19 protein-coding genes are annotated in these 24,746 nt (G+C 65.0%); 6 read left to right on the top strand and 13 right to left on the bottom strand.

Translation table 11 applies throughout. The annotated features are described in order from the left end of the window. The first annotated feature begins 177 nt into the window (after positions 1–177). The 4 genes from AC04SI_RS09450 (at position 178) to AC04SI_RS09435 (ending at position 4,908) form a co-directional block, all read left to right on the top strand. Complete coding sequence (locus AC04SI_RS09450; RefSeq protein WP_404277982.1) at positions 178–819, top strand: glutathione S-transferase family protein; 642 nt, start codon at positions 178–180, stop codon at positions 817–819. A 164-nt stretch (positions 820–983) separates the two neighbouring features. After that, positions 984–2,486, top strand: a complete 1,503-nt coding sequence (locus AC04SI_RS09445; protein ID WP_404277980.1) for a helicase HerA domain-containing protein — start codon at positions 984–986, stop codon at positions 2,484–2,486. Between the two features lie 105 nt (positions 2,487–2,591). After that, entirely contained in the window at positions 2,592–3,563 is a 972-nt protein-coding gene (locus AC04SI_RS09440; protein ID WP_404277978.1) for a hypothetical protein, read from the top strand. Positions 3,564–3,759: 196 nt separating this feature from the next. Continuing rightward, a complete protein-coding gene (locus AC04SI_RS09435; protein ID WP_404277976.1) occupies positions 3,760–4,908 on the top strand; it encodes an amidohydrolase in 1,149 nt (382 codons plus the stop codon). A gap of 20 nt (positions 4,909–4,928) precedes the next feature. Here the strand turns inward: AC04SI_RS09435 and AC04SI_RS09430 are convergent, their stop codons facing one another. The 11 genes from AC04SI_RS09430 to AC04SI_RS09380 form a co-directional block, all read right to left on the bottom strand. Then, positions 4,929–5,162: a hypothetical protein gene (locus AC04SI_RS09430; RefSeq protein ID WP_488474152.1), complete on the bottom strand. Its 234-nt coding sequence runs from the start codon at positions 5,160–5,162 to the stop codon at positions 4,929–4,931. An 86-nt stretch (positions 5,163–5,248) separates the two neighbouring features. Next, positions 5,249–5,779 (bottom strand): hypothetical protein, encoded by a 531-nt coding sequence (locus tag AC04SI_RS09425; RefSeq protein ID WP_488474151.1) that lies wholly within the window; start codon positions 5,777–5,779, stop codon positions 5,249–5,251. Positions 5,780–5,932: 153 nt separating this feature from the next. After that, on the bottom strand, positions 5,933–6,892 hold the full coding sequence (locus tag AC04SI_RS09420; protein WP_488474150.1) for a DMT family transporter: 960 nt from the start codon (positions 6,890–6,892) through the stop codon (positions 5,933–5,935). 131 nt (positions 6,893–7,023) lie between these two features. Beyond that, on the bottom strand, positions 7,024–8,004 hold the full coding sequence (locus tag AC04SI_RS09415; RefSeq protein ID WP_404277971.1) for an ABC transporter permease: 981 nt from the start codon (positions 8,002–8,004) through the stop codon (positions 7,024–7,026). Positions 8,005–8,272: 268 nt separating this feature from the next. Then, positions 8,273–9,259 (bottom strand): ABC transporter permease, encoded by a 987-nt coding sequence (locus AC04SI_RS09410; protein WP_404277969.1) that lies wholly within the window; start codon positions 9,257–9,259, stop codon positions 8,273–8,275. Next, on the bottom strand, positions 9,256–10,806 hold the full coding sequence (locus AC04SI_RS09405) for a sugar ABC transporter ATP-binding protein (RefSeq protein WP_404277967.1): 1,551 nt from the start codon (positions 10,804–10,806) through the stop codon (positions 9,256–9,258). Before AC04SI_RS09405 ends, AC04SI_RS09410 begins: the two co-directional genes overlap by 4 nt. A 202-nt stretch (positions 10,807–11,008) precedes the next feature. After that, positions 11,009–12,043, bottom strand: coding sequence for an ABC transporter substrate-binding protein (locus AC04SI_RS09400; protein WP_404281387.1), 1,035 nt, complete (start codon positions 12,041–12,043; stop codon positions 11,009–11,011). Positions 12,044–12,097: 54 nt separating this feature from the next. Beyond that, the gene (locus AC04SI_RS09395; RefSeq protein WP_404281388.1) at positions 12,098–13,012 is read right to left on the bottom strand and encodes a sugar phosphate isomerase/epimerase family protein; all 915 of its coding nucleotides are present in this window, start codon (positions 13,010–13,012) and stop codon (positions 12,098–12,100) included. Between the two features lie 38 nt (positions 13,013–13,050). Continuing rightward, the gene (locus AC04SI_RS09390) at positions 13,051–14,589 is read right to left on the bottom strand and encodes a mannitol dehydrogenase family protein (protein ID WP_404281389.1); all 1,539 of its coding nucleotides are present in this window, start codon (positions 14,587–14,589) and stop codon (positions 13,051–13,053) included. Further along, positions 14,586–15,368, bottom strand: a complete 783-nt coding sequence (locus tag AC04SI_RS09385; RefSeq protein WP_404281390.1) for an SDR family oxidoreductase — start codon at positions 15,366–15,368, stop codon at positions 14,586–14,588. The genes AC04SI_RS09390 and AC04SI_RS09385 overlap by 4 nt, the downstream gene beginning before the upstream one ends. Positions 15,369–15,439: 71 nt before the next feature. After that, positions 15,440–16,330: a MurR/RpiR family transcriptional regulator gene (locus AC04SI_RS09380; protein ID WP_404281391.1), complete on the bottom strand. Its 891-nt coding sequence runs from the start codon at positions 16,328–16,330 to the stop codon at positions 15,440–15,442. A 121-nt stretch (positions 16,331–16,451) separates the two neighbouring features. On the opposite strand from AC04SI_RS09380, the gene AC04SI_RS09375 reads away from it, so the two are divergent. After that, the gene (locus tag AC04SI_RS09375) at positions 16,452–17,636 is read left to right on the top strand and encodes a Gfo/Idh/MocA family protein (protein ID WP_404281392.1); all 1,185 of its coding nucleotides are present in this window, start codon (positions 16,452–16,454) and stop codon (positions 17,634–17,636) included. Between the two features lie 162 nt (positions 17,637–17,798). Continuing rightward, positions 17,799–18,233 (top strand): hypothetical protein, encoded by a 435-nt coding sequence (locus AC04SI_RS09370; RefSeq protein WP_404281393.1) that lies wholly within the window; start codon positions 17,799–17,801, stop codon positions 18,231–18,233. Positions 18,234–18,321: 88 nt separating this feature from the next. On the opposite strand, the gene AC04SI_RS09365 is transcribed toward AC04SI_RS09370, so the two are convergent. Beyond that, the gene (locus AC04SI_RS09365; protein WP_488474149.1) at positions 18,322–21,624 is read right to left on the bottom strand and encodes an efflux RND transporter permease subunit; all 3,303 of its coding nucleotides are present in this window, start codon (positions 21,622–21,624) and stop codon (positions 18,322–18,324) included. Continuing rightward, a complete protein-coding gene (locus AC04SI_RS09360; RefSeq protein WP_488474188.1) occupies positions 21,621–24,737 on the bottom strand; it encodes a multidrug efflux RND transporter permease subunit in 3,117 nt (1,038 codons plus the stop codon). The genes AC04SI_RS09365 and AC04SI_RS09360 overlap by 4 nt, the downstream gene beginning before the upstream one ends. Between the last annotated feature and the right edge of the window lie 9 nt (positions 24,738–24,746).

The raw sequence follows: 24,746 nt of genomic DNA, 5'->3' as shown, positions 1-24,746 counted from the left end.
CCTGCCATGAACCCTCCCGAAAAGGATGATACGCCGAACGGCAATTTCCGCCAGCGAAATGGTGGTCCGACCAGTTGGCAAGGCGCGTTGTCGGCTGGCCGAACAAGAGAGGAAGGCAGGCGCAATTCTGCGTGTGATAAGGTCGAGCCGATACCCCATCCAGGACCGTCATTCGAGATGAAACTGTTCTTCAGCCGCAATCCAAATCCTCGCCTCGCGGTGGCGGTCGCGCGCGCCCTCGAGGCGAAGGTCGAGTTTGAATTCGCCGCACCCATGGCGCCCGGGCAGGCCGAGCGATTTCTGCCGCTCAACCCCAATCTTACCTTGCCCATATTGGCAGGTTCGAGAGACAGCCTCTGGGAGGCCGACGCCATTGCCTGCCGGCTTTCGCGCGACGCGAATTCGGATTTCTGGCGCAGCGGCGATGACGAACCCGACATGATCCGCTGGCTGAGCTGGGGCAAGGAGAATTTTGTGTGGGCCTGCGACACCGTGCATTTCGAGCGCGGCACCAAGCAGCGCTATGGGCTTGGCCCGATCGATCCGGAAAAGATCGAGGAGGGGCTGGCAGAGTTCCGCAAGGCGGCTGCGATCCTCGAGGCGGAGCTCTCCCGGCGGCAATGGCTGGTCGGAAATTCCGTTTCCTATGCCGATTTCCGCATGGCCACGTTCCTGCCCTTCAACGATGCCGCCGGGTTGCCCCTCGATGATTATCCTTCCGTCCTCAGCTGGTATGGCCAGCTCGAAGACATCGACGCCTGGTGCGACCCCTTCAAGGGGCTGGATGCGCCGCCATTGGCGCCGGTCAAGCCTGCGTGAGGCGGTGTCGAAGAGGCAGGCAGGCCGGCATCTGGGGTTTGCTGCCCATCTAGGCTGATGGCGATCGCCCAGCTTGTGCGCAACACGGAGCGGCCGGCTCTGCGCGCTCGACGGGCTGCCATGCGGTTGATAAGCCCGTCTGCGAAGGAGAGCCTTGAGTCGACATGACCGTTGCGATCGAGATGGGACACACGATTGCGGGCGCGCCGGCGGCCCTCGACCTTGAGGAGCTGCTGGCGACCCGCCTGCTGGTGCAGGGCAATTCGGGCTCCGGCAAGTCGCATCTGTTGCGCCGGCTGCTCGAACAGAGCGCGCCCTGGGTGCAGCAGACCATCATCGACCCCGAAGGCGATTTCGTCTCGTTGGGCGAGCGTTTCGGCCATCTGGTGATCGATGCCGAGGAGCATACCGAGCGCGGCCTGCAGAGCGCCGGCGAGCGGGCGCGCATCCATCGCGTCTCCACGGTGCTCAATCTCGAAGGGCTCGACGCCGAGAACCAGATGCGGCGCGCCGCCGCCTTCCTCGGCGGGCTGTTCGAGGTCGCTCGCGACCATTGGTACCCGATGCTGGTGGTGGTGGACGAGGCGCAGCTGTTCGCGCCGGCCGTCGCCGGCGAGGTATCGGACGAGGCGCGAAAACTCTCGCTCGGCGCCATGACCAACCTGATGTGCCGCGGCCGCAAGCGCGGGCTGGCCGGGATCATCGCCACCCAGCGGCTGGCCAAGCTCGCCAAGAACGTCGCGGCCGAGGCTTCCAATTTCCTCATGGGCCGGACTTTCCTCGATATCGACATGGCGCGCGCGGCCGATCTTCTGGGCATGGAGCGGCGCCAGGCGGAGGCGTTTCGCGACCTGGAGCGCGGGCAGTTCATGGCGCTCGGCCCGGCGCTGTCGCGCCGGCCGCTGGGCTTGCGCATCGGCCCGACCGATACAAATCCGCGCAATGGCACGCCGCGGCTGATGCCGCTGCCGGAGGCAGCCCTCGAGGACGCCCGCGCGATCATTCTGGCCGCCCCGCCGCCCGAGCCTGTGCGGCCGCAGCGGCGGGCGGCGTCGCCGGACCTACTCGATCAATTGATGGCGGCGAAGTCGGCGGCGCTGGACATCCGTCCCGAACCGGCGGAGGCGCCGATCAGCGCCGAGGATCTGGCGGAGCGCCGCGAGCGGGTGGACCGGGTTCTGCGTGCCGTGCTGGCGGAGCCTGATGCGGGTTTTCGCGTGATCGGCGTGCTCTATCAGGAGTTCGTCGTCCGCTGCCGCATTGAGGGCCTTGCCTCGGTCGTGCCCGATCTTCCGGCGTTCCGCCGCATGCTGACACGCGCCCGCGCCGGCCTTGGCTCGGATGTGGCGCAGGATGACGCCTGGCAGGACGTCTCGGTGCGCGCCTCGCTGCTGCCCGAGGATATGCAGGGCGTGTTCATGATGATCGCCCGTGCGGCGAAGGAGGGCTGGCCTTGTCCCAGCGACGCCGCGATCGCCCGCGCCTATGGCTCGCACTCGCTGCGCCGCGCCCGGCGTTTGCTGACCTACATCGAGGAGCAGGGCCTCATCGTGTGCCAGCTCGACGGCACCGGCCGGCGCACGGTGACGCTGGTCGAACTCGCCTGGGCAACGGCCCCGGGCGACCCCAACGCCGAGGAGGCGGAGCAGGGGAGCCTGGCGCTGTGATCGATGACGCGCGCTAAACCAGAAGTGTTTCGCCGATTGGCGCGAGGCCTTTTATGCTAACGCAGCGATGATTCGCAGAACGGTTTTGGCAGGAGAATTGATCCGGTGCGGTTGAGATCTGTTCCGCTGGGTGTCGTCAGTATCCTCGGCCTCCTCGTCGCCGTCATCGCCTTGACGGCGTCGGCCCGGTCTTTCGCCGCACGATCCGATATCCCCGGCTGGCTGCAGGCCCATGTCGGCGCCGGCGACGGGCAAGTCGCGCAAGTGGTGCTGGAGCGGGCCCGCGCGCTCTACCTGAAGAAAGTGGGCCAGGGCGCCGTCAAAAACCCCTGCTACTTCGCCATGGACGCGACGCGCCCTGGCGATATGGGCAATGGCGTGCTGGGGCGTCGATACTACGTCATCTGCGAGGCCGAGCAGTCGTTTCGTGCGATTTCGTCGGGTCACGGCAGCGGCCGCAATTTGAAAGGCGTCGTCGATTTCTCCAACGGAAGACGCTGCGCGAAAAACTTCGGCAATGCGTTGGATTCGTCACTGACGACCGGCGGCGCCTATATGACCGGCGAGGCGAAAACCTCGTTCAAGGGCTATTACCGCGTCGGCGCGAAACAGGACACGGTGCTGTTGCGCACCTTCATACAGTTCGACGGCGAAGGCGAAGCCGCCAACGCCAGGCAGCGGGTGATCGGCGGGCACGCGGCGCAGGTGCTGAGGGGAATGTGCCTTCGCAAAAGCCCGAAAAGCTCCTACGCCGACCATGACGGCTACGTGCCGTTCGGCAAGCTGGTGGATTACGCCGGCGGGCGCAGCAATGGCTGCACCAGCTGGTCGTCGGCGGATGCCCGGCAGATGATCGCGATGGTGAAGAACAACCCGACGACGCTCTACATCTATCCAGAATCGCGCGACATCGCCGCCGTCGCGAAAGCAGGCGCCTATTGGAATGCATCCTGCCTGAAGGAGATCGGTACGCCGAAATTCTGGCCGCGGAAAACGCTCGAGCCGATCATCGCCCAGTACAGGAAGGATCATCCAGCACCGCCGCCGCAGCCGGTGCCGATCTGCAAGGGGCTGTGATTTTTCGTGCTTGCCTGCCGGCATAGCCGACAGGCGGATGGCGCTGTCCTCCTGGTTCGAAATTGCAGGTGATGGCATCGTGCTCCAGTTGGGCGTGCTATGGAGACGGCAGCGCTAGAGTATTTGTTTTACGCAATTCCGGACGGAAAACCGTTACGCGTTTTTCCTGGAATTGTGCCAAGCGGAGCAGGAAAACATGACCCTGACCAATCGAGACATTGTCGAGCTGACGGCATGGCGCCGCAAGCTGCACCAGCATCCGGAAATCTCGAACGAGGAAGAGAAGACCGCGAGCGAGGTTGTCGACTTCCTCGCCGACACGGAGCCGGACAAGGTGCTGACCGGATTGGGCGGCCACGGTGTGGCGGCGGTCTACGAAAGCGGCAAGGCCGGACCGACGGTCCTGTTCCGGTCGGAACTCGATGCGCTGCCGATCTACGAGCTTTCAGGCGTTTCTCATGCATCGCTGGTGCCGGGAAAGTCGCATATGTGCGGCCATGACGGACATACCGCGATCCTCGCCGCACTTGGCCGCCAGTTCGGGCGCGAAAGACCTGCCCGCGGCCGCGTCGTGCTGATGTTCCAGCCGGCCGAAGAAACCGGCAATGGCGCCGCCGGCGTCGTCGCCGATCCGCGCTTTTCCGAGATCGCGCCGGATTTCGCCTTCTCGCTGCACAATCTGCCCGGCGTGCCGTTCGGCGAGGTGCGCATCAAACCCGGCGTGGTCAACTGTGCCTCACGCGGCATGCGGATCGTGCTGGAGGGCAAGACCGCGCATTCGTCGATGCCCGAAACGGGCGTCTCGCCAATGCTGGCGGTGAGCCAGCTGATGCCGGCGCTGCCTGCGCTCGGGCACGGAACCTTTGCCGACGACGACTTCAGCATGGTGACCGTCACCCATGCCCTGATGGGCGAAGCCGTGTTCGGCATTGCGCCGGGACATGCAGAAGTGTGGGCGACGCTGCGCACAAGGCGCGACGAGCGCATGGCGGACCTGTGCGCCGCCGCGCAAGCGCTGGCCACAAGGATCGCGGGAGAGCATCGCCTTTCGGCCCGCTATGACTACCACGAGATCTTCGTTGCTAGCGTCAACGCGCCGGATGCCGTGAACCATCTGCAGCGCGCGCTGGACGAAGAAGGCGTGCCACGCACAGAGGAAGCCCTGCCGATGCGCGCCTCGGAAGATTTTGGCATCTTTGGCCACAAGGCCAAGTCGGCGATGTTCTTCCTCGGTGCCGGCGAGCGCTACCCGGCGCTGCACAATCCCGACTATGACTTTCCAGACGATTTGATCCCGATCGGATCCAGAATATTCATGCGCACGGCGCGCAACCTTCTGGGTTGATTGGCTCCCGGGCTGGCCGCCTATTTGAGCAAATGCTCGATCCCAGGCGGGATATTGATGACGTCGCCCGGTTCGTCATCGGTTCCACCAATGACGTAGCCCGGTTCGTCCGAGTATGAGAAGACTTTCGTAATGATGCCTGATTTGAGCGCTTCGCTCCAGACGTTATAGAGGCCCTCCGGCGTTGCCAGGCCCATCATGGCAAACACATCGCCGCTGCGGACGCCCATTTCGTCGAAATAGTCGGAAAGCATCCGCTTCAGGGCCGGATCGGGCCTCGTCGAAATTTCATCGAGGTTTCTGTGCCCCGTCGGTGCAGGCGCTCTTTTCCTGCCGTCCGTTATTTGATGGAGGCGATCCTGGCACCGACAGCCGCGGCGCGGACCTGACCCCCAGCCAACGCGAAGGGGCAAGCCGAGAAACAGTACGCCCCGCCTGCGTGAACTTCGCCTTCCGACCAGCCGTTCTTGACGATCTTTTCCGGACAGCGCGGCACCAGCATCGGGCAGCCGTTCAACTGCGTCCTGCCCACCGCGGTTTCGAGGCCAGCGGCCCGGATCATACGTCCAATCGCGAGCGCGGAGTCCACGTACCCGCCGCGAGACTGAAACACGACAGGAAGTCTTTGGCCCTTCAGGCGCCTCAGAAACTTCTTAAATTGCGTAGCTGTGTCAGCTGTTATCGTGCCTTCGGCAGATATCCATTGGACGCAACTTACTTTGCAATCGCCGTTCCTAACCAGAGCGAAATTCATCGGCCATTCTTCGGGCGTCTGCTGCTTTGCGGCATGCGATACGGTAGCAACCAAGGGCAGAAATAAACCTGCGACGATCAAGCAAGAGATTGCCAGCAGACCCAAGCGGGTTGTCATGATGAAAAGCCCCTCAGCAGAATAATTGCTATCCTCCAGAGGCCCCCGGACACAACTCAGCGGCAAGGGTTAAGAAGAAGTGAGTCCGCTTGGGGGCAGTTGGAGCGGGCATTCCAGAACGGCCAATTCCTCGCCCTGTCACTCGGTAGATTTTTACGAGATGCGGGCGTGACTCGTCTTAGGTTTGAGCACAGTGGCGAGCACGATTCCCGCAACGATAAAGGCAGCGCCAATCAGATCGTAATCGTGCAAGCTCTCTCCAAGCAACAGATAGGCGAGTATGGCGACGAACATCGTTTGCAGATAGAGCAGCATGCTGGCCCTGCTCGCGCCAAGCGTTTCCACGCTTCGGTTGTAGAGGTAGTACATCAAGGCGCCGCCCGGGCCTGCCAGATAGGCGAGCGCGAGCAAGCCATTGATGTTCATGGCGGAGCGTTCGTCGTTGAACAGTTCCCACAGGTGGAAAGGCAAAGCGACCAGCGCGCCGGCTCCGAGCAGGAGCACGACCAGGGGCAGGAGTTCGAGGCCGAATTTGGAACGGCGCAAAAGCACGGTGTACAGACCCCAGCAGAAGGCGCTGCCGACAATCCACAACTCGCCGGGATTGAACCGGAGTTGAAGGAGCGCCGTCAGGTTCCCGTGCGCGACGATGACCATCATCCCGGCCAAAGCGAGCAGCGCGCCAAGCGACTTCCAAAGCCCGAGCGGCTCGCCAAGAACAAAACGCGCGAGCACCATCGTCATGACAGGGGACAGCGCCATGATGATGCCGGCCGTGGTTACGTCGGTGTCACTGAGGCCGTGGTAGATCATGCCCTGGCACAGCGTGAGGCCGATCGCTCCGACGGCGACGATCTCCACCGCCCGGGATCGTACAAGCCCTATCATCGCGTCGTGATGACGGTGCACGATCGGTAGCAGGATGGCGCAGGCCAGGGCCAACCGCCAGAAGCAGAGGCCCCAGGGCGGCATTTCAGGCGCAACCCATTTGGCCGCGATATACACACCAGCCGAAAGAAGCCAGCATAGGACGGCGGCCGGATAACCGGTCATAGAGGACATGGGGCCAGCGGCAGCTTGCTCCGTGTGATGTGCTATCGGCATTGCCTGCATGTCATGACCCCTCCCTTCAGTGAACGGTGCCCAAGGACGTGCCCGCAATATCCCCGTGTTTGGATACATCCGGTTCTGAAAATCGTGAGGCCGGAAGAAGAACCCCGCTGAATGCCGCGTCAGCGCTTCCCCTACCGCTCCTCCACAATCCGCAAATACGCCGCCGTCACGAACAGCACGATCAGCCCAAACAATATCCGCCTTGCCCCTTCCGGCATCTGCAGGATGGTCAGCAGCGTCGTCAGCACGGTGAGGATCAGCGCACCGATGATGGTGCCGGTGTAGCCGCCGCGGCCGCCGAAGATCGAGGTGCCGCCGATCACGGCGGCGGCCACCGAAGGCAGCACCAGCGGTTCGGCGAGCGACAGGGACGGCGCCTTGATCAGGCCGATGTAGAGCAGGCCGGTGATGCCGGCGAGCAGGCTGGAGATGACGTAGAGCGCGGTGATGACCTGCCAGTAGCGCACGCCCGACAAGCGCGCCGCGCGTTCATTGTCGCCGACGGCGTAGAGCAGGCGGCCGAAGCCGGTGCGGCGCAGCGTGAAGACGATCAGCACCGCCAGCGGCACGAACAAAAGCAGCGCGTTGGGGAAGCCGTAGGTCAGGCCGGTGCCCAGCCAGTTCAGGAAATCCGGGATCTTGGCGCCGGAAGCGATCACCGTGCGCTGGTAGACCTGCAGGCAGCCGGTGCCGATCAGGCTGGTGCCGAGCGTCATGATCAGCGGATGGACACGGAAGACGCCGACGCCGATGCCGTTGATCAGGCCGATCAGTATCGCCGGCATCATCGCCAGCAGGAAGGCCACCGCCGGGTCCTGGCTGACGATTTGGGTCGCCATGATGAAGGCGCTCATCGTCGCCACCGTGCCGACCGAGAGATCGATGCCGCCGGTCAGCATGGTCATGGTCTGGCAGCCGGCGAGGATCGCCAGCGGGATGGCGAACTTCACCGTGTTGGCGAGCCAGCGCTCGTTGACGATGCCGGGCCGCAGGATCTGCAGGATCACCACCAGGATGACGAGCAGGATGATCAGGGGAACGAGCGGCCGGTCGGCCATGAAGCGTTTTACGCGGCGGCCGAAGGGGACGGGGGTGATCGCGGTGGCGCTCATGGGGCGGCTCGTGGTGGCGACTGGTTTCGCCTGATGTTGGTGGCGTTTCGTGAGGATGGTGCTCTACGGCGCCCCCCTCTGTCCTGCCGGACATCTCCCCCACGAGGGGGGAGATTGGCGGCTTCACCCTCGGCGCCCTTCTTGCACCTTCGGAGATTGGCGAAGGCCGTGGCGACATACAATCTCCCCCCTCGTGGGGGAGATGTCCGGCAGGACAGAGGGGGGCGCGAAGGATCGCTACGCCCTACTTCATGCCGATACGCCAGCGTCATGGCATTGCTCCTGCCGGGCGGCCTCTTATCGTGATGAAGGCGCCGAACATCACCACGGCGACCATGATGGCGCCCTCGATGATGGCGGTGACATTGGGGTCGATGGCGAGCAGCGTCAGATCGGTGCGCACCAGCCGCAGCACGAAGACGGCGACGATCGGGCCGAGCAGGCCGCCCTTGCCGCCGCCAAGTGCGACGCCGCCGAGCACCACCGCGGCGACGCTGGCCAGCAGATAGGGGCCGGGGATGGGCGCGCCGATGCCGGTGCTCATGGTCAGTGCCAGCCCGCCCATGGCGGCGAACAGGCCCGACAGCGCGTAGGCGATGATGCGGGTGCGCGCGACCGGCACGCCGCTGCGGAAGGCGGCCAGCTCGCTCGAGCCGATGGCGTAGATGGAGAGGCCGAGCTTTGAGCGCCTTAGCGGTATCCAGATGATGCAGAGGCAGACGACCAGCAGCACCAGCGCCTTCGGCACCCAGGCGTCAATGCTGTCGGGCAGGCTGGGGATCGGCAGCGTGCCGACGATACTGGCCTTCAGCCATTCGGCGGCAGCACCACCCGGCGCGCCGAGCACCAGCAGCGCCGCGCCCTGCAGCACGAACAAAGTGGCCAAGGTGACGACGATGTCGGGCACGCGGGTGACGACGATCAGGATGCCGTTGAGCGCGCCGAGCACCAGCCCCATGGCCAGCACGAAGGGCACCACGAACAGTGCGTATTCCTCGCTGGCGCCGTTCATCATCGAGGCGGCGGTGACGCTGGTCAGCGCCATCATGGCGGCGACCGAGAGGTCGATGCCGCCGGCGATGACGACGACGGTCTGGGCGGCCACCGCAAAGGCGTAGGGCAGCACGGCGCGCACCAGCGAGCCGAAATCGCCGCTGCCATAGCCCGGCTGGATCAGCTTGGTGAGCACGAACAGCAGCACGAAGAGGGTGAACAGGCCGGCGACCCAGCCCTGGTTGCGGAAGAAGCGGGTCAAGGGGCCGCCTCCGGGGTCTGCGGCGGTTTCGACGTCGGGTCGGCCAGGATGCCGACATCGGCGGTGACGCCGCGCGGCAGGCCGTAGGCGGCACGCATCAGCGCCGGCTCGTCGGCGAGTTCGACGGGGAAGATGTCGACGACATGCCCGCCGAAGATGACGATGACGCGGTCGCAGACACGCTGCACCTCTTCCAGTTCGGAGGTATAGAACAGCACCGACTTGTCCAGGCCGGCGAGCTCGCGCAGCAATTTGTAGATCTCCTGCTTGGTGCCGACGTCGATGCCGCGCGTCGGGTCGAAGCACAGGATGGTGCGGGCGTTGGCGGCGATCCAGCGGGCGATCGTTACCTTCTGCTGGTTGCCGCCCGAGAGCCGCTGCACCTCGCCTTGCGCGCGGGTGTCGATCTGCAGGCGGGCGATGGCGCTGGCGACCACCGTACGCTCCTTGTGCACCCGGATCGGTCCCCACTTGCGCAGTGCCGCGCTGAAGGGCAGCGCGATGTTCTCGTGCACCGAGCGCTGCATGGCGAGCGCCTCGGTGCGGTCGCCCGGCACATAGGCGATGCCGGCGCGAATGGCGTCGCTCGGGTGGGTGAATTTTACGCCCTGGCCGTCCACTTCGATCGTACCGCCCGAGGGGCGGATGGAGCCGGCAAGGGCGGCAAAGAGTTCATCCTGGCCCTGGCCCTCGAGCGCAACGACGCCCACGACTTCGCCATTGGCGAGGTCGAAGGAGACGTCGTTGAGCTTGGAACCGACGCGCAGATTGCGCACGCCAAGGCGCGGGCGGCTTGCGGCCGGCGATGCGACTTGGCTCGCCTGGCGCGCGGCCATTTGGGTCTTGACGATCCTGGCGCCGAGCATCAGTTCGACGATCTTTTCCTCGACGCCGGGCACGATGTCGACGACGCCGACAGTCTCGCCGTCACGCAGCACGGTGGCGCGGTCGCACAGCGCCGAGATCTCGACGAAGCGGTGCGAAATGAAGATCACCGAGCGGCCGCTGTCGCCCTGCCGGCGCACCACCTCCAGCACTTTTTCGGCGAGGTTCGCGGGCAGCGCCGCCGTCATCTCGTCGAGCAGCAGCACGTCGGGCTCGACGGCCAGCGCGCGCGCCAGGTCGAGCACGCGCAAAACGGCGAGCGGGATGTCGCGTGCGGTGTCGCGCAGGTCGAGGTCGGGAATGCCGAGCTCGCGCACCCAGGCGCGGAACGGCTCGACCGGAGTGCCGGTCAGGCGCAGATTGGAGAGCACGTCGAGATCGAGGATCAGCGACGGCTCCTGGTAGACGGGAAGCAGGCCGGCGCGGCGCGCGGCGGCGGGCGAGCGTATGTCGCGCGTCTCGCCGCGGATCAGTACGCGGCCAGCGTCCGCGTGGATAGCGCCGGTCAGGATCTTCACCAGCGTCGACTTGCCGGCGCCGTTGGCGCCCATCAGCGCATGGACCTCGCCCGGCAGCACCGACAGCGAAGCGTTGCGAAGTGCTGCAACTGCACCGTAATTCTTGGCGACGCCGGTGGCGTCAAGGAGCGGGTTGGTGGTCAAATCGCTGGAGTTTGGCAGTTGCGGCGCCGGCTCTCGTCTTGCAACGCTGAAAATTGGCGAAGCGGTCGCGACATCCAATCTCCCCCCTCGTGGGGGAGATGTCCGGCAGGACAGAGGGGGGCGCCGTAGAGCGCTAATCTATCGAACCTCGCATAGCGAGGACGGCAGCCTGCCATCCTCGCTATGCAATTCGCATCAGCGCCTACTCGCCCGGACCCTTGCAGGCGACGATCTGCTCTTTCGTGTAGGTCGTCCAGTCCGGGATCGAGATCGAGACCGGCCATTCCGGGCTGAGCGACGAGTCGGCGGCGGCCTTGAGCTTGGCCTTGCCTTCCTCGGTGGCATTCTCCCACAGCTGCGGCTCGACCAGCACGGTCTGCTGCGCCGGCTTCTTGCCGTTTAGGATCTGCAAGGCAAGTGTGACGCCGGCGCCGCCGATCGAGCCGGGGTTGGTGACCGCAGCACCAACGAGGCCCTTGACCGAGCTGAGCTGGCCAACGAAGCCGGCATTGTCGGCGCCGACCACCGGCACCAGCGGTGCCTGCGATTCGACCAGTGCGTCGACGATGACGTTGTCGATGCCTGAGGTCCAGATGCCGTTGAAGGGTGCGCCAGTGGCAAGGAAGGAGAGGATCTGCTGCTTGCCCTGGTCCTGCTGCCAGCCGGTGAACACCTCCTGCGCGACCTTTACATCGGGGAATTCGGCAAGCGCCTTCTTGAAGCCCTTGTCGCGGTCGCTGTCGGCGGAAGCGCCGGCGGCACCGCGCATATAGACCACCTCGCCCTTGCCGCCCATCTGCTGGAACAGCCATTTCGCGCCGAGATAGGCGTATTGTTCCTGGTTGTTGGAGATGATGTAGGCGGACGGTTCGGTGACCGCCTGGTCGACGGCGACGACGACGATGCCGGCCTTGGTGGCCTCCTCCAGGCCAGCCTTGATGCCGGCCGGGTCGGCCGGGTTGACGACGATGGCGTTGACCTTGGCGCTGATCAGGTTGCGGATGTCCTCCAGCTGACCGGCGGCGTCGGTGTTGCGGTGGGCGATGTTGAGCTTCGTCACCTCGCCGGAGGCGAGCGCCTGCGCCTTCATCGCGCAGATCATCTCCTCGCGCCAGCCATTGCCCTGCACGGTGTTGGAGATGCCGATCGTGTATTTGCCCTCGGCGGACGAGGCGCCCACCGAGGCCAGGAAGGCCACGCCGGCAAGTAGCGGGACCATGGTCAGGTATTTTTTCATTTCAGTACTCCTCCACATTGATCTTTTGGTTTCAGTCTTAAAGCCGTTTGTCCGTCACTTCACGAAGGGGCGCAGCACGTCGCGGGCGAGCAGGAAGCCCCGCTTGACCTTGTCGTCGCTCCCCTCGAACCGCCGGTCCTCGTGCTCGATGATGACGTGTCCGTCGTAGCCGGCGCGGTAGAGGCCGGAAAAGATCACGTTCCAGTCGACATCGCCGAGCCCCGGCATGCGCGGCACCTGCCAGCCTATGCCGGCCGAGAGGGTTCCGCCCTCATAGAGTCCATCATGATCGATCATCAGATCCTTGGCATGAACATGCAGCATGTAGGCGCCGAATTCGCGGATGAAGCGGGCCTGGTCGATCATCTGCCAGACCAGGTGCGACGGGTCGAAATTCATGCCGATATCGCCGCCGAAGGCTTCGAGTATGCGGCGCCAGATTTGCGGCGAATAGGCGATGTTGTGGCCGCCCGGCCATTCGTCATAGCTGAAGATCATCGGGCAGTTCTCGAAGGCGAGCCTGACGCCGTGGTCGCGCGCATGGGCGATGATGGCGGGCCAGACCTTGAGCGCTTCTTCCCAATTGACGTCGACGGGCTTCGAGGCATCGCCGCCGCAGAAGGTGTTGACCAGCGAAACGCCCATCCGCCCGGCCAGCACGATCACCTTCTTCAGATGATCGATCACACCCTCGCGGTGCGCCGCATCGGGGTGCAACGGGTTGGGATAGTAGCCGAGCGCCGACATAGACAGGTTTTTCTCGGTGAGCGCGGCGGCGATCTCCTTGGCTTGCGAGGCCGAGGTCGCGGTGGCGTCGATATGGCTGGTGCCGGCATAGCGGCGGCTGTCGCCCGAGGACTTCGGCCAGCAGGCAATCTCCAGCGCCTCGAAGCCGGCCGAGCTTGCCCAGTCGGCGACCTCGGCGAGTGGAGTATCCGGAAATGGTGCTGTGAGCAGTCCAAGTTTCATGATGCCTCCCCTGGTCGTGAACTTCACGACCTATCGTACTATGCAGATCGTGTTGGTCGCTTCAACCGCGCATCTATTGGCTCAGTGCAGGCATGTCTGACAAAGGCCAGCGGATTCTCTGACAGCAGACCATCGAGCCCGGCGATGACATTTGTGCGGAACATAGTGTTGGTGGCCAGTGACGGATCGAAGATCGCGTCTATCGCAAGAATGGCGTCGGCGAGCCCCTTGGTGTCGGCGCCGATGCGGTCGGCGAGGGCCGAGATCCTTCCGGCAAAGGGGTCGGACACCTGCCAGCACTTGCCGAAGCGCGGGGCGGCCTTGATCAGATAGGCCATCCAGCCGGCGACGGGCACCGACAGCAGGGCGATGCTCCTACCCTGCCGCAACCGGTCGCGGATCGGGTTGAGCAGACGCTGCACGATCTTCTGCGAGCCGTCGGTGGCGATCTGGTGGTTGCGATGGCGGATCGCGGTGTTGGTGAGGCGCGCCAGGCTTTGCTCGATATAGGCAGGCGCAGAAATGCCAGGCACCGCCTTGAGCGTTGGCAGCGTCTCTTCGGTCAGCATGCGGCGGACGAACGTGGCGAGCAGCGGATCGGCGATGGCATCCGACGTGTGCTCAAAGCCGCAGAGCACGCCAAGATGGGCAAGCGTCGTCTGCGCACCGTTCAGCACCCGCATCTTGAGATGCTCGAACGGCGTGACGTCGTCGACGAAGCTGGCGCCGACAAGATCCCAGCGCTGCACGCGACCGGCGAATTTTTGCTCGATCACCCATTGCCGGAACGGTTCGCCGACGACCACGGCGGCGTCGCGATAGCCGAAGCGCTGCTCGACGGTGTCGATGTCGGCCGGCGTGGTTGCTGGTGCGATGCGGTCGACCATGGCCGAAGGAAAGGCGACATTGGCGGCGATCCAGTCCGAAAGCCCATTGCCACTCCGCTCGGCCATCGCCCGCACGACATTCCCGAGGATGACGCCGTTGGCCGGGATGTTGTCGCAGGAGAGCAGCGTCACCGGCCGCCCATGCGAGGTCCTACGCAGTTCCAGCGCCCGCGCCAGAATGCCGGGCACGCTGCGCGGTACATGCGAGTTGGCGAGGTCATGGACGATGTCAGGGTGATCGAGGTCGAGCACGCCGGTCGACGGGATATGGCAATAGCCTTTCTCGGTCACCGTCATGGTGACCATCTCGATGTCGGCCGAAGCCAGCACCTCCAACGCCGGCGCGGCGCTATCCTGGCTGTCGACAACGCGGATGATGCTGCCGATGATGCGCGCCTCGACATGATTGTCCTGCCGGATCAGGCGTGTGTAGAGGCCGCCCTGCCGGCCCAACGTTTCCGACAGGTGAGGCGGGCGGATGTTGATGCCGACCACGCCCCAGCGGTCGAAATGACGGGACAAAAGATCGTCGGTGTATTCAGCCTGGTGGCAGCGATGGAAGGCGCCTATGCCGATATGGGCCATGCCCGGTATGAGGGCCGCACGGTCATAGGATGGCCGCTGGACGGAAGTTGGAAGCCGGCTAAGCAGCTCCGGGCCAAGCATTTCGGGCGCGGCGGTGGCGCTCACCGATTCGCCCCGATCACCGACTGTTCCTGGTCGATCACCGCGCCGGTCATCGGCCCGGCCGCATCGGAAAGCAGGAAGACGGCAAGGTTGGCGATATCGTTCGGCGTCAGCAGCCGGCCGAATGGCTGCGCGGCATTGGCGGCGTCGAGCCAGCCCGGACCCTGGCCGAGTGTCTCTGCCTGCATGATGCGTTCGGCGGGCGTGTCGGTCCAGCCGACATTGATGCCGTTGACGCGGATGCGGTCGAAGCGGTGGGCGTTGGCCGCATTCCTGGTCAGCGTCGCCAGCGCTCCCTTGGTGGCGGAATAGACGGCAAGCTCGGGCGAGCCGCAATGCGCGTTGATCGACAGGATGTTGACGATTGCGCCGCCCTGGCCGCGCTTGACCATATCGGCGATGGCCGCCTGCATGAGGAAGAAAGGCGCGCGGGCGTTGACGGCAAACAACGCTTCCCAGTCGTCGAGGCCGGCATCGTGGAAAGAGGCGCGATCGGTGAGGCCGGCGGCGTTGACCAGCCCGTCGATGCGCTTGAAACGGGAAAGGCATGCCGCGACCAGTTGGGCCGGCGCCTCGGGGTCCGCGAGATCGGCGGCGACGAATTCCGTCGGCGTGCCCATTTCGCGGAGCGATGCCGCCGCGGCCTTGCCGCGCGTAGGCTCACGGCCGGTGATCAGCAGGCCTTCGGCGCCGGAGCGCGCCAGCGTTTCTGATATCGCCAGGCCGATGCCTTGCGTGGCGCCGGTGACCAGCACCACCTTGCCGTCGAGCCGAACGTCCATTCATCCTCCCGGAACAAGGTTTCTATTTTTTTAAATATGGAACGACAATTCCTTTCAGTCAATCGTTCCGGTCATGCTGTCCGGCGTGCGACGACGCCGTGGACCAAAGCCATGCCGACGGCCAACGAAGCAGCCAGCGAACGGAAGCCGGCGAAGTCGGATTCGACGACTTCCAGCCAAATGTCGGACAAGTTGACCAGCGGCGAGAAGGTGCTGTCGGTGATGGTGACGATGCGCGCCTTGCGCTCATGCGCGACGGCGACCAGATCAGGCGTGATCGAATTGTAAGGGCTGAAACTCACCGCCAGCACCGCATCGCGCTTGCCGATGCAACCGACCTGATCGAGCGCGGTGGAACCGACATTGTCAACCAGCACATTGCGCACGCCCTGTTGCGAAAGCGTCAGCGAGAGATAGGTGGTGACAGGAAAGGCGCGCTTGCTGCCGATGACATAGATCAGGTCGGCGGCGGCGAGCAGCGCGACCATCTTGTCGAAGCTCTCCATGTCGAAGCTATTGTCGATGCGGCCGAGCGAGGCCTGCGACGCGCCGACCATGCCGTTTAGAAAATGCAGATTGGCGTTGGGCTCGGCCGTACGTTCGGCGCCCGCACGCTCCGGCCAGGAGCCTTTCATATGGTCCTTGAACAATCCCTGGAAATCGGAAAAGCCGGCATAGCCGAAGATCTGCGCGAAGCGGACAAGGGTCGAAGGCTGCACGCCGGCCTGCTCGGCGACCTGCGCGATGGTGCCCAACGCCACATCGCTCGGATGCTGCCACAGGAAGATCGCAACCTGGCGCAGCCGCTTCGGGAAATGCACGGTGCCGGAGGACAGCACGGCGCGCAGTTCCTCGTAGGTTTGCGGCTTGGTGTAGCCAAGCGCCGCTAGCGAGCGTCCCCGTTTCCTGGTCGCGGCCTCGTGGATGCTGGACCGTTCCGATGATTTTTGCGCTCCGCTCATGGCTTCACGCTAGCGCGGTACGATCGTTTTACAAAATGGAAATTGGAAATCGTGTTCGAAAATGCTAGCGGCATTTCAGGCTATGCACGCTATCGAAAATCCGGAAGGAGTTTGAAAAGTCATGGTCTATGCAACATCGGACGGATCGACGCGCCAACGCCTTAGGGTCGGGATGGTGGGCGGCGGCCGCAATGCCTTCATCGGCGCGGTGCATCGCCTCGCCATGCGCCTCGACGACCAGATCGCGCTGGTTGCCGGCGCGCTGTCCTCGGATCCCGGGAATGCAGCAGCGTCCGCGGCAGAGATCGGCATCCCGCCGGAGCGGAGCTATGCCGATTATCATGCCATGGCCAAGGCGGAAGCGGCACGGCCCGACGGCATCGAGCCCGTGGTCATCGTCACGCCCAACCATCTGCATGCGCCGATTGCCACCGCTTTCCTCGAGGCCGGCATCGACGTCATCTGCGACAAGCCGTTGTCGACGACGCTGGCCGACGCCGAAGCGCTTGTGGCGCTGGCGCGGGCGAAAAACCGCCGGTTCGTCGTCACCCTCAACAACACCGGCTACGCGATGGTCCGGCAGGCGCGCGAGATGGTGGCGGCGGGCGAGCTTGGCCGCATCGTGTCCGTGCACGGTGCCTATATCCAGGACTGGCTGACGCAGCCGATCGACGCGCAGGGCCAGAAACAGGCCGAGTGGCGCACCGATCCGGCGCGCGCCGGGCAGTCCGCGGTGCTCGCCGATATTGGTGTGCACGCCTTCAACCTGGCTAGCTTCATTTCGGGCTGCGAGGCCGAGGCGGTTTCGGCCGATCTGTTCACCGCCGTGCCGGGTCGGCGGCTCGACGACAATGCGCATGTGCTGGTGCGCTGGACAGGCGGCGCGCGCGGCACGATCCTGGCCAGCCAGACTTCGCCCGGCCATTACAACGACCTTTCCGTGCGCATCTATGGCGACAAGGCCGGGCTCGAATGGTCGGGCACGCGGCCGGAAGAACTGCGCTTCTCGCGCTATGGCGAAGAGGCGCGCACGCTGGTGCGCGGCGGGCATGGCTCGACCGAGGAAAGCCGCCGTGTGTCGCGCATGCCGGCCGCCCACCCGGAAGGCTACATCGAGGCCTTCGCCAACTTCTACCGCGATGCCGCCGACATCGTCCGCGCCCACCGTTCGGGTGCCGCCGTCGATGCGGCGCGGGCGGCGCAGGTGCCCGATGTCGTCGATGGTGCGCGTGGCGTGAAGTTCGTCGCGGCGACCGTTGAATCGAACGCCGGCGGCGGGGCGTGGACGCCAGCGCGGTTTGGGTAAATCTGTCCCTTGATCGCCATGTTTCGAAGGCGTCGGCTGCACGGTTCCATGGCCTGATCCGAGGATATTTTTGCACCGCGCATGCCGGGTCTTGCCGACCTCGCGGAGTGCCATAATTCCACTCTGGGGTTGGGGTGAATCACCTGCTGGTAGGAGGCGGCCGTGAAACACCAAACACTTGACGAACTGCAAAGCGTTGCCGACGTTCACGCCGAAGCAACGCTTCTAATTGCCACTCGAGGCCAACGCCTCGAGCGCTGGGCGCAACTTCTGGAGCAAAATCCCGACCGGTGCCTCGGGGCGCTTGCCGGCACCGAATACATAAGCGCGGAGGTCCGCGACAGAATGCGTTCCGCGGGCTCACCCATCACCGTGGCATTCGAGGATCCGATCTTTCGCGCGCAAGGCCTGAAGGAGGATACTTACGGTGAAGCCAAGCGCTTCTTCGAACTGACCGATTGGCAGTTGCACGAAATCGTCTGCCATTGCCATGTCGGCGCGACGATGCCGGCTCGATGGGCGGCGACGCGCGTCCGCGCGGCAGTGTCCGGGAAGTTCGGTTTCTTCGCCTGGCTGCGGGGAGTATTCATGCTTTGACGAACAGGTTCTTGCGCAGCGGCAAGGGGTCATATCCGTGAGGCGATGGATACAGTTCACCGCCTCACGGGGCAGATGAGCGCAATCGTCAAGGAATATCCGGCACCATCAAGTCCGCGTCGGCGCGAATCCCAGCTGTTTGCACAGTGGGTGCTGCCCGGCGTGCCGCCGACAGACGCAGGCGATCGAGGCAGAGATAGACGACCGGCGTCGTGTAGAGCGTCAGCATCTGGGCGACGATCAGGCCACCGACTATTGCCGTGCCGAGCGGTTGCCTTATCTCCGCCCCGGTACCCGTTTCGAGCGCCAGCGGCAGCGCGCCGAGGAGGGCGGCGAAGGTCGTCATCATGATCGGCCGGAAACGCGTCAGACACGCTCTGTAGATGGCTTCGCGCGGTGCGGCACCCTCCTTGCGCTCGGTCTGCAGCGCGACATCGATCATCATGATCGCGTTCTTCTTGACGATGCCGATCAGCAGGATGATGCCGATCAGCGACATGACGCTGAAATCCATCCCGGTGAGTTCAAGCGCAAGCAGCGCGCCAAGTCCGGCCGAGGGCAGCGTCGACAGAATCGTGATCGGATGGATGTAGCTCTCATAGAGCATGCCGAGCACGATGTAGATGGTGGCCAACGCGGCGGCGACGAGCAGCAGCTCGTTGGTCAGCGCCGAGCGGAAGGCCAGCGCCGTCCCGGCAAGCGCGCCATGGATCGACTCCGGCATTTTGAGCGTCGCCATCGCCCGGTCGATCGCCGCCGTTGCATCGCCGAGCGAAGCGCCTTCGGCCAGGTTGAACGAAATCGTCGTGGTGACGAAATGGCCCTGGTGGCTGATCGATAGCGGCATGGTGGCGGGTGCGTAGTGGCTGAAGGCCGACAGCGGCACCATGTGCTCCTGCGCCGTGCTGACCGCCGCACCGCTCGAGGCGCTGGAATGGCCGATGGCGGCGATGGCGGCGATGGCCTGGTTGCGGACGGATGCGCTGGCGGCAAGTGATGCGGCGGAAGCCGGCGTACTGGCGGCGGCCGTCACCGTGCCGGCCAGCGCGTTGGTGCGCTGGGTGCCGCTGGCGGCAGCGCCCGAGGTGCTGACATAGATGCGCGACAGCGCCGACGGATCCTGCAAATAGCGTGGCGCCAGTTCCATGACAACTTCGTACTGGTTGAGCGGATTGAAGATCGTCGAGACCTGGCGCTGTCCGAACGCGTCGTAGAGCGTGTTGTCGATGGCCGAGGTGCTGACGCCGAGCCGGGCGGCACTTTCGCGGTCGATCGACAAATTGGTCTCCAGGCCTGCCGCGTCGCGGTCGGAATTGACGTCGGCGAGCTCAGGCGCCTGCTTCAGCGCATCGAGCAGTCTGGGTGCCCACACGTCGAGCTCGGCGATCGAGTCTGCCTGCAGCGAATACTGGTAGGTGGCGAGGCTCTGGCGCGCGCCGACCCTTATCTCCTGCCGCGGGAACAGAAACAGCTGGGCGCCCGGCACCTGCTGCAGTGCTGCGCGCAGGCGCGTCACCACCGCCTGCAACGGCGCTCGCTCGGCCTGCGGCTTCAAGGTGACGTAGACGAAGCCGGAATTGGTCTGCCGGCCGCCGATGAAACCCACGACATTGGCCACCGCCGGATCGCTCCGGACGATCGACTGCAGCTCGGTCAGCTTTTGCCGCATCAGCTGGAAGGAAATGCTCTGGTCGGCACGGATACCTCCGACCAGTTCGCCGGTGTCTTCCTGCGGGAAGAAGCCCTTGGGCACCACGACGTAGAGATAGACGTTGAGGGCGATTGCGCAGAAGAGAATGACCAGCACGATCACGGCATTGTCGAGCGCCCAGGCAAGCGAGCGTCCGTAGAAGCGGCGCAGTCGCTCGAACGCGCCCTCGCCGAGGCGAGCGAGCAGCGATCGGCGCGTCTGCGGCAGGCGCAGGAAATGCGCGCACATCATCGGTGTGGTGGTGAGCGAGAGCACGAGCGAGATGACGATCGCCAGCGACAGCGTCACGGCGAATTCCTGGAACAGCCGGCCAAGGATTCCGCCCATCAGAAGGATCGGCAGGAAGACGGCGATCAGCGACACGCTCATCGACAGCACCGTGAAGCTGACCTCGCGGGCGCCGAGAAGTGCCGCCTGCCGTCGCGGCATGCCGTCTTCGACATGGCGCATGATGTTTTCGAGGACGACGATGGCGTCATCGACGACGAAGCCGGTGGCGATGGTCAAGGCCATCAGCGACAGATTGTCGAGCGTATAGCCCAGCAGGTACATGGCGCCGAAGGTGCCGAGCAGCGAGAAGGGCACCGCGACGCTTGGGATGAGCGCCGCCCGCCAGTCGCGCAGGAAGCAGAAGACGACGAGCACGACGAGCCCGATGGCGAGCGCCAGCGTCATGCCGGTGTCGGACAGCGAGGCGCGGATCGTCGTGCTGCTGTCGCTGCTTACCGAGAGATGCGCATCGGCCGGGATGGACGCCTCGAGCTGCGGAATGACCGCGCGCACCTTGTCGACGGTGTCGATGATGTTGGCGTTCGGTTCGCGGTAGAGCACGAGAAGCACGGCGGGCGCGCCATTGGCGAGGCCGAGATTGCGGACATCCTCGACCGAGTCCTCGACATCGGCGAGATCGCGCAGCCGCACCGCGGCGCCGTTGCGCCAGGCGATCACCAGGTCGCGATAGTCGGCGGCGTGGCTCGCCTGGTCGTTGGTGTAAAGCTGGTAGCGCTGCGCGCCGTCGTCGATGTCGCCCTTCGGGCTGTGCGCATTGGCCGAAGCTATGGCGGCGCGCACGTCTTCCAGACCGATGCCGTAGTTGAACAGCGCGCCCGGGTTGAGCTCGATGCGCACGGCCGGCAGCGAGCTGCCGCCGAGATCGACATTGCCGACGCCTTCGACCTGCGAGAGCTTCTGCTGCAGCACCGTGGCTGCGGTGTCGTAGAGCTGGCCGGGCGTCAGCGTCCGCGAGGTGAGCGCCAGGATCATGATCGGCGCATCGGCCGGATTGTATTTGCGATAGCGCGGATTGCTGTGCAGGTCTGACGGCAGGTCGGCGCGTGCGGCGTTGATGGCGGCCTGGACGTCGCGGGCGGCGCCGTCGATGTCACGGTCGAGACCGAATTGCAGCACGATGTTGGTCGAGCCGGTGCTGCTGCGCGAGGTCATTTCGGTCACGTCGGCGATCTGCCCGAGATGGCGCTCGAGCGGCGAGGCGACGTCGGCAGCCATCGCGTCCGGGCTGGCACCCGCCATCGAGGCCTGCACCGAGATGGTCGGGAAATCGACCTGCGGCAGCGGCGAGACCGGCAGATGGAAGTAAGCCAGCAGGCCCGCCGCGGCGAGGCCGAGCGTCAGCAAGGTGGTTGCCACCGGTCGGGCGATGAATGGTGCGGAGAAATTCACGATGCCGACCGGCCGGGCTCCAGCGCGGCATCCCTGGTTGCGCCGGTCCGACCGACCCGCCGCGCTAGCCGGTCGAAGGCGAGATAGATGACGGGCGTCGTGAACAGCGTCAGCACCTGGCTGACGATCAGCCCGCCGACGATGGTGATGCCGAGCGGCCGGTGCAGTTCGGAGCCGGCGACGCCGCCCAGCATCAGCGGCAGCGCACCGAACAGGGCGGCCATGGTGGTCATCAGGATGGGGCGCAGCCGCAGCAGGCTCGCCTCGTAGATCGCCTCGCGCGGACTGCGGCCTTCCCGCCGCTCGGCCTGCAGCGCGAAGTCGATCATCATGATGGCGTTCTTCTTCACGATGCCGACGAGGAGCACGATGCCGACGATGCCGATAATGTCGAGGTCGTGCCCGGCGATCATCAGGGCGACGAGTGCGCCGACCGTCGCCGACGGCAGCGTCGACAGGATGGTGATCGGATGGATGAAGCTCTCATAGAGGACGCCAAGCACGATGTAGACGGTCACGACCGCCGCCAGCACCAGCAGCAACTCGTTGCGCAATGAACTCTGCAAAGCGAGGGCCGCACCCTGGAAGCCGGTGACCAGGCTGGGCGGCGGGCCTAGCGCGCGCTCGGCCGCGGTAATCGCCTCGGTCGCCTGGCCGAGCGAGACGCCGGGCGCCAGGTTGAAGGAGATGGTGGAAGAGGGGAACTGCGCCAGATGGCTGACCAGCAGCGGCGACTGCTTGACCGTGACGCTGACGATCGTCGACAGCGGTACCTGTCCGGAACCGGCCGACGGCAGGTAGATCGAATTCAGCGAGGCCAGCGTCTCCTTGACCGAAGGATCGGCTTCGAGAATGACCCGGTACTCATTGGACTGGGTGAAGATGGTCGAGATGATGCGCTGGCCGAAGGCGTCGTAGAGCGCATTGTCGACGGTCGCCGGCGTGATGCCGAAACGCGCCGCCGTGGCGCGGTCGATGGTGATGTCAGCGGCAAGGCCGTTCTGCTGCATGTCGCTGGCGACGTCGGCCAGCTCGGGCAGGCGGGCGAAGCTGGCGGTGAGCCGCGACGCCCAGTCGGCGAGCTCTGCGGGATCCGCGTCCTGCAGCACGAACTGGTACTGCGTCGGGCTGACCGACGTATCGACTGTGAGATCCTGCACGGGTTGCATGTAGAGCGAGATGCCGGTGACGCCTGAAGTCTCCTGCCGCAACCGGCGGATGATGGCGCTGGCGTCGAGGGTGCGGGTGTCGCGCGGCTTGAGGTTGATCAGCATGCGGCCGCTGTTCAGCGTCAGGTTCTGGCCGTCGACGCCGATGAAGGACGACAGGCTCGCCACGTCCGGATCCTTCAGGATCGCCGCCGCCAGCGCCTGCTGGTGGGCCGCCATGTCGGCATAGGAGACCGAACCGACGGCTTCGGTGACCGCCTCGATGGCGCCGGTGTCCTGGACCGGGAAGAAGCCCTTGGGGATGACGATGTAGAGATAGGCGGTGAGTGCCAGCGTCGCCACTGCGACGAGCAGCATCGACGTCTGGTGGTCCAGCACCCAGCGCAGCGCTGCCGCATAGGCCGAGGTGACGGCGTCGAATGCCGCCTGGCTCTTGCGCGCCACCCAGCCTTGCCGCCGCTCCGGCTGGTGCCGCAACAGGCGCGCGCACATCATCGGCACCAGGGTCAGGGAAACGATCGCCGAGATGACGATGGCGATGGCGAGCGTGATTGCGAATTCGTGGAACAGCCTGCCCACCACGTCGCCCATGAACAGCAGCGGGATCAGCACCGCTATCAGCGAAACCGTCAGCGAGATGATGGTGAAGCCGATCTGCGAGGAGCCGCGCAAGGCTGCGTCGAGCGGGGGCTCGCCGCCTTCGATGAAGCGCGAGATGTTCTCGATCATCACGATAGCGTCGTCGACGACGAAGCCGGAGGCGATGGTCAGCGACATCAGCGACAGATTGTCGAGGCTGAACCCCCAAAGATACATGACCGCGAAGGTGCCGATCAGCGACAGGGGCACCGAGAGGCTGGGGATGATCGTCGCCGGCAAATTGCGCAGGAACAGGAAGATCGCCAGCACCACCAGAAGCACGGCAAGTCCAAGCTCGAACTCGACGTCGTGGACCGAAGCGCGGATCGTATCGGTCCGGTCGGTCAGCAGGCTCAATTGAACCGACGGCGGCAGGCCGGCGCGCAGCTGCGGTAGCAGCGTCTTGATGGAGTCGGCGACCTGGATCACGTTGGCGCCCGGCTGGCGCTGCACGTTGAGGATGATCGCCGGCGTGCCGTTCATCCAGGTGCCCAGCCTGGAATTCTCGGCGCCCTGCACGATGTCGGCCACCGCGGAGAGCCGCACCGGGGCGCCGTCGCGGTAGGCGATGACGGCGTCGGAATAGGCTTTCGGGTCGCTGATCTGGTCATTGGCATTGACGGTGTAGGAGCGGCTCGGCCCGTCAAAACTGCCCTTCGGCGTGTTGACGTTGAGATTGCCGATCGTGGTGCGCAAATCATCCATGTTGAGACCCATCGCCGACAGCGCCTTGAGGTTGACGCGCACCTGCACGGCCGGCCGCTCGCCGCCGCTCAGGCTGACGAGGCCGACGCCGGGAACCTGGGAGATTTTTTGCGCCAGGCGGGTTTCGGCGTAGTTCTCGACCTCCGTCAGCGGCAAGGTGCCGGACATCACCGCCAGGGTCAGGATCGGCGCGTCGGCCGGATTGACCTTGGCGTAGATCGGCGGCGCCGGCAGGTCGGCGGGCAGCAGGTTGCCGGCCGCGTTGATCGCCGCCTGCACCTCCTGCTCGGCAATGTCGAGGCTGAGATCGAGGCTGAAGCGCAGCGTGATCACCGAGGCACCGGCCGAGCTTTTCGACGACATCTGGTCGAGGCCCGGCATCTGCCCGAACTGGCGCTCCAGCGGCGCGGTGACCGAGGAGGTCATCACGTCGGGGCTGGCGCCGGGATAGAGGGTCTGCACCTGGATCGTCGGGTAATCCACCTCCGGCAAGGCCGAAATCGGCAGGAAGAGGTAGGCGATCATGCCGACGAGCAGGATGCTGACCATCAGCAGCGTCGTCGTCACCGGCCGCAAGATGAACGGCCGCGACGGGCTCAGGCTGCCGTC

The sequence above is a fragment of the Mesorhizobium sp. CNPSo 4689 genome (genome assembly GCF_057784325.1).
The sequence above is the reverse complement of the archived record's forward strand: the minus strand, read 5'-3'. Positions and strand labels throughout refer to the sequence as shown.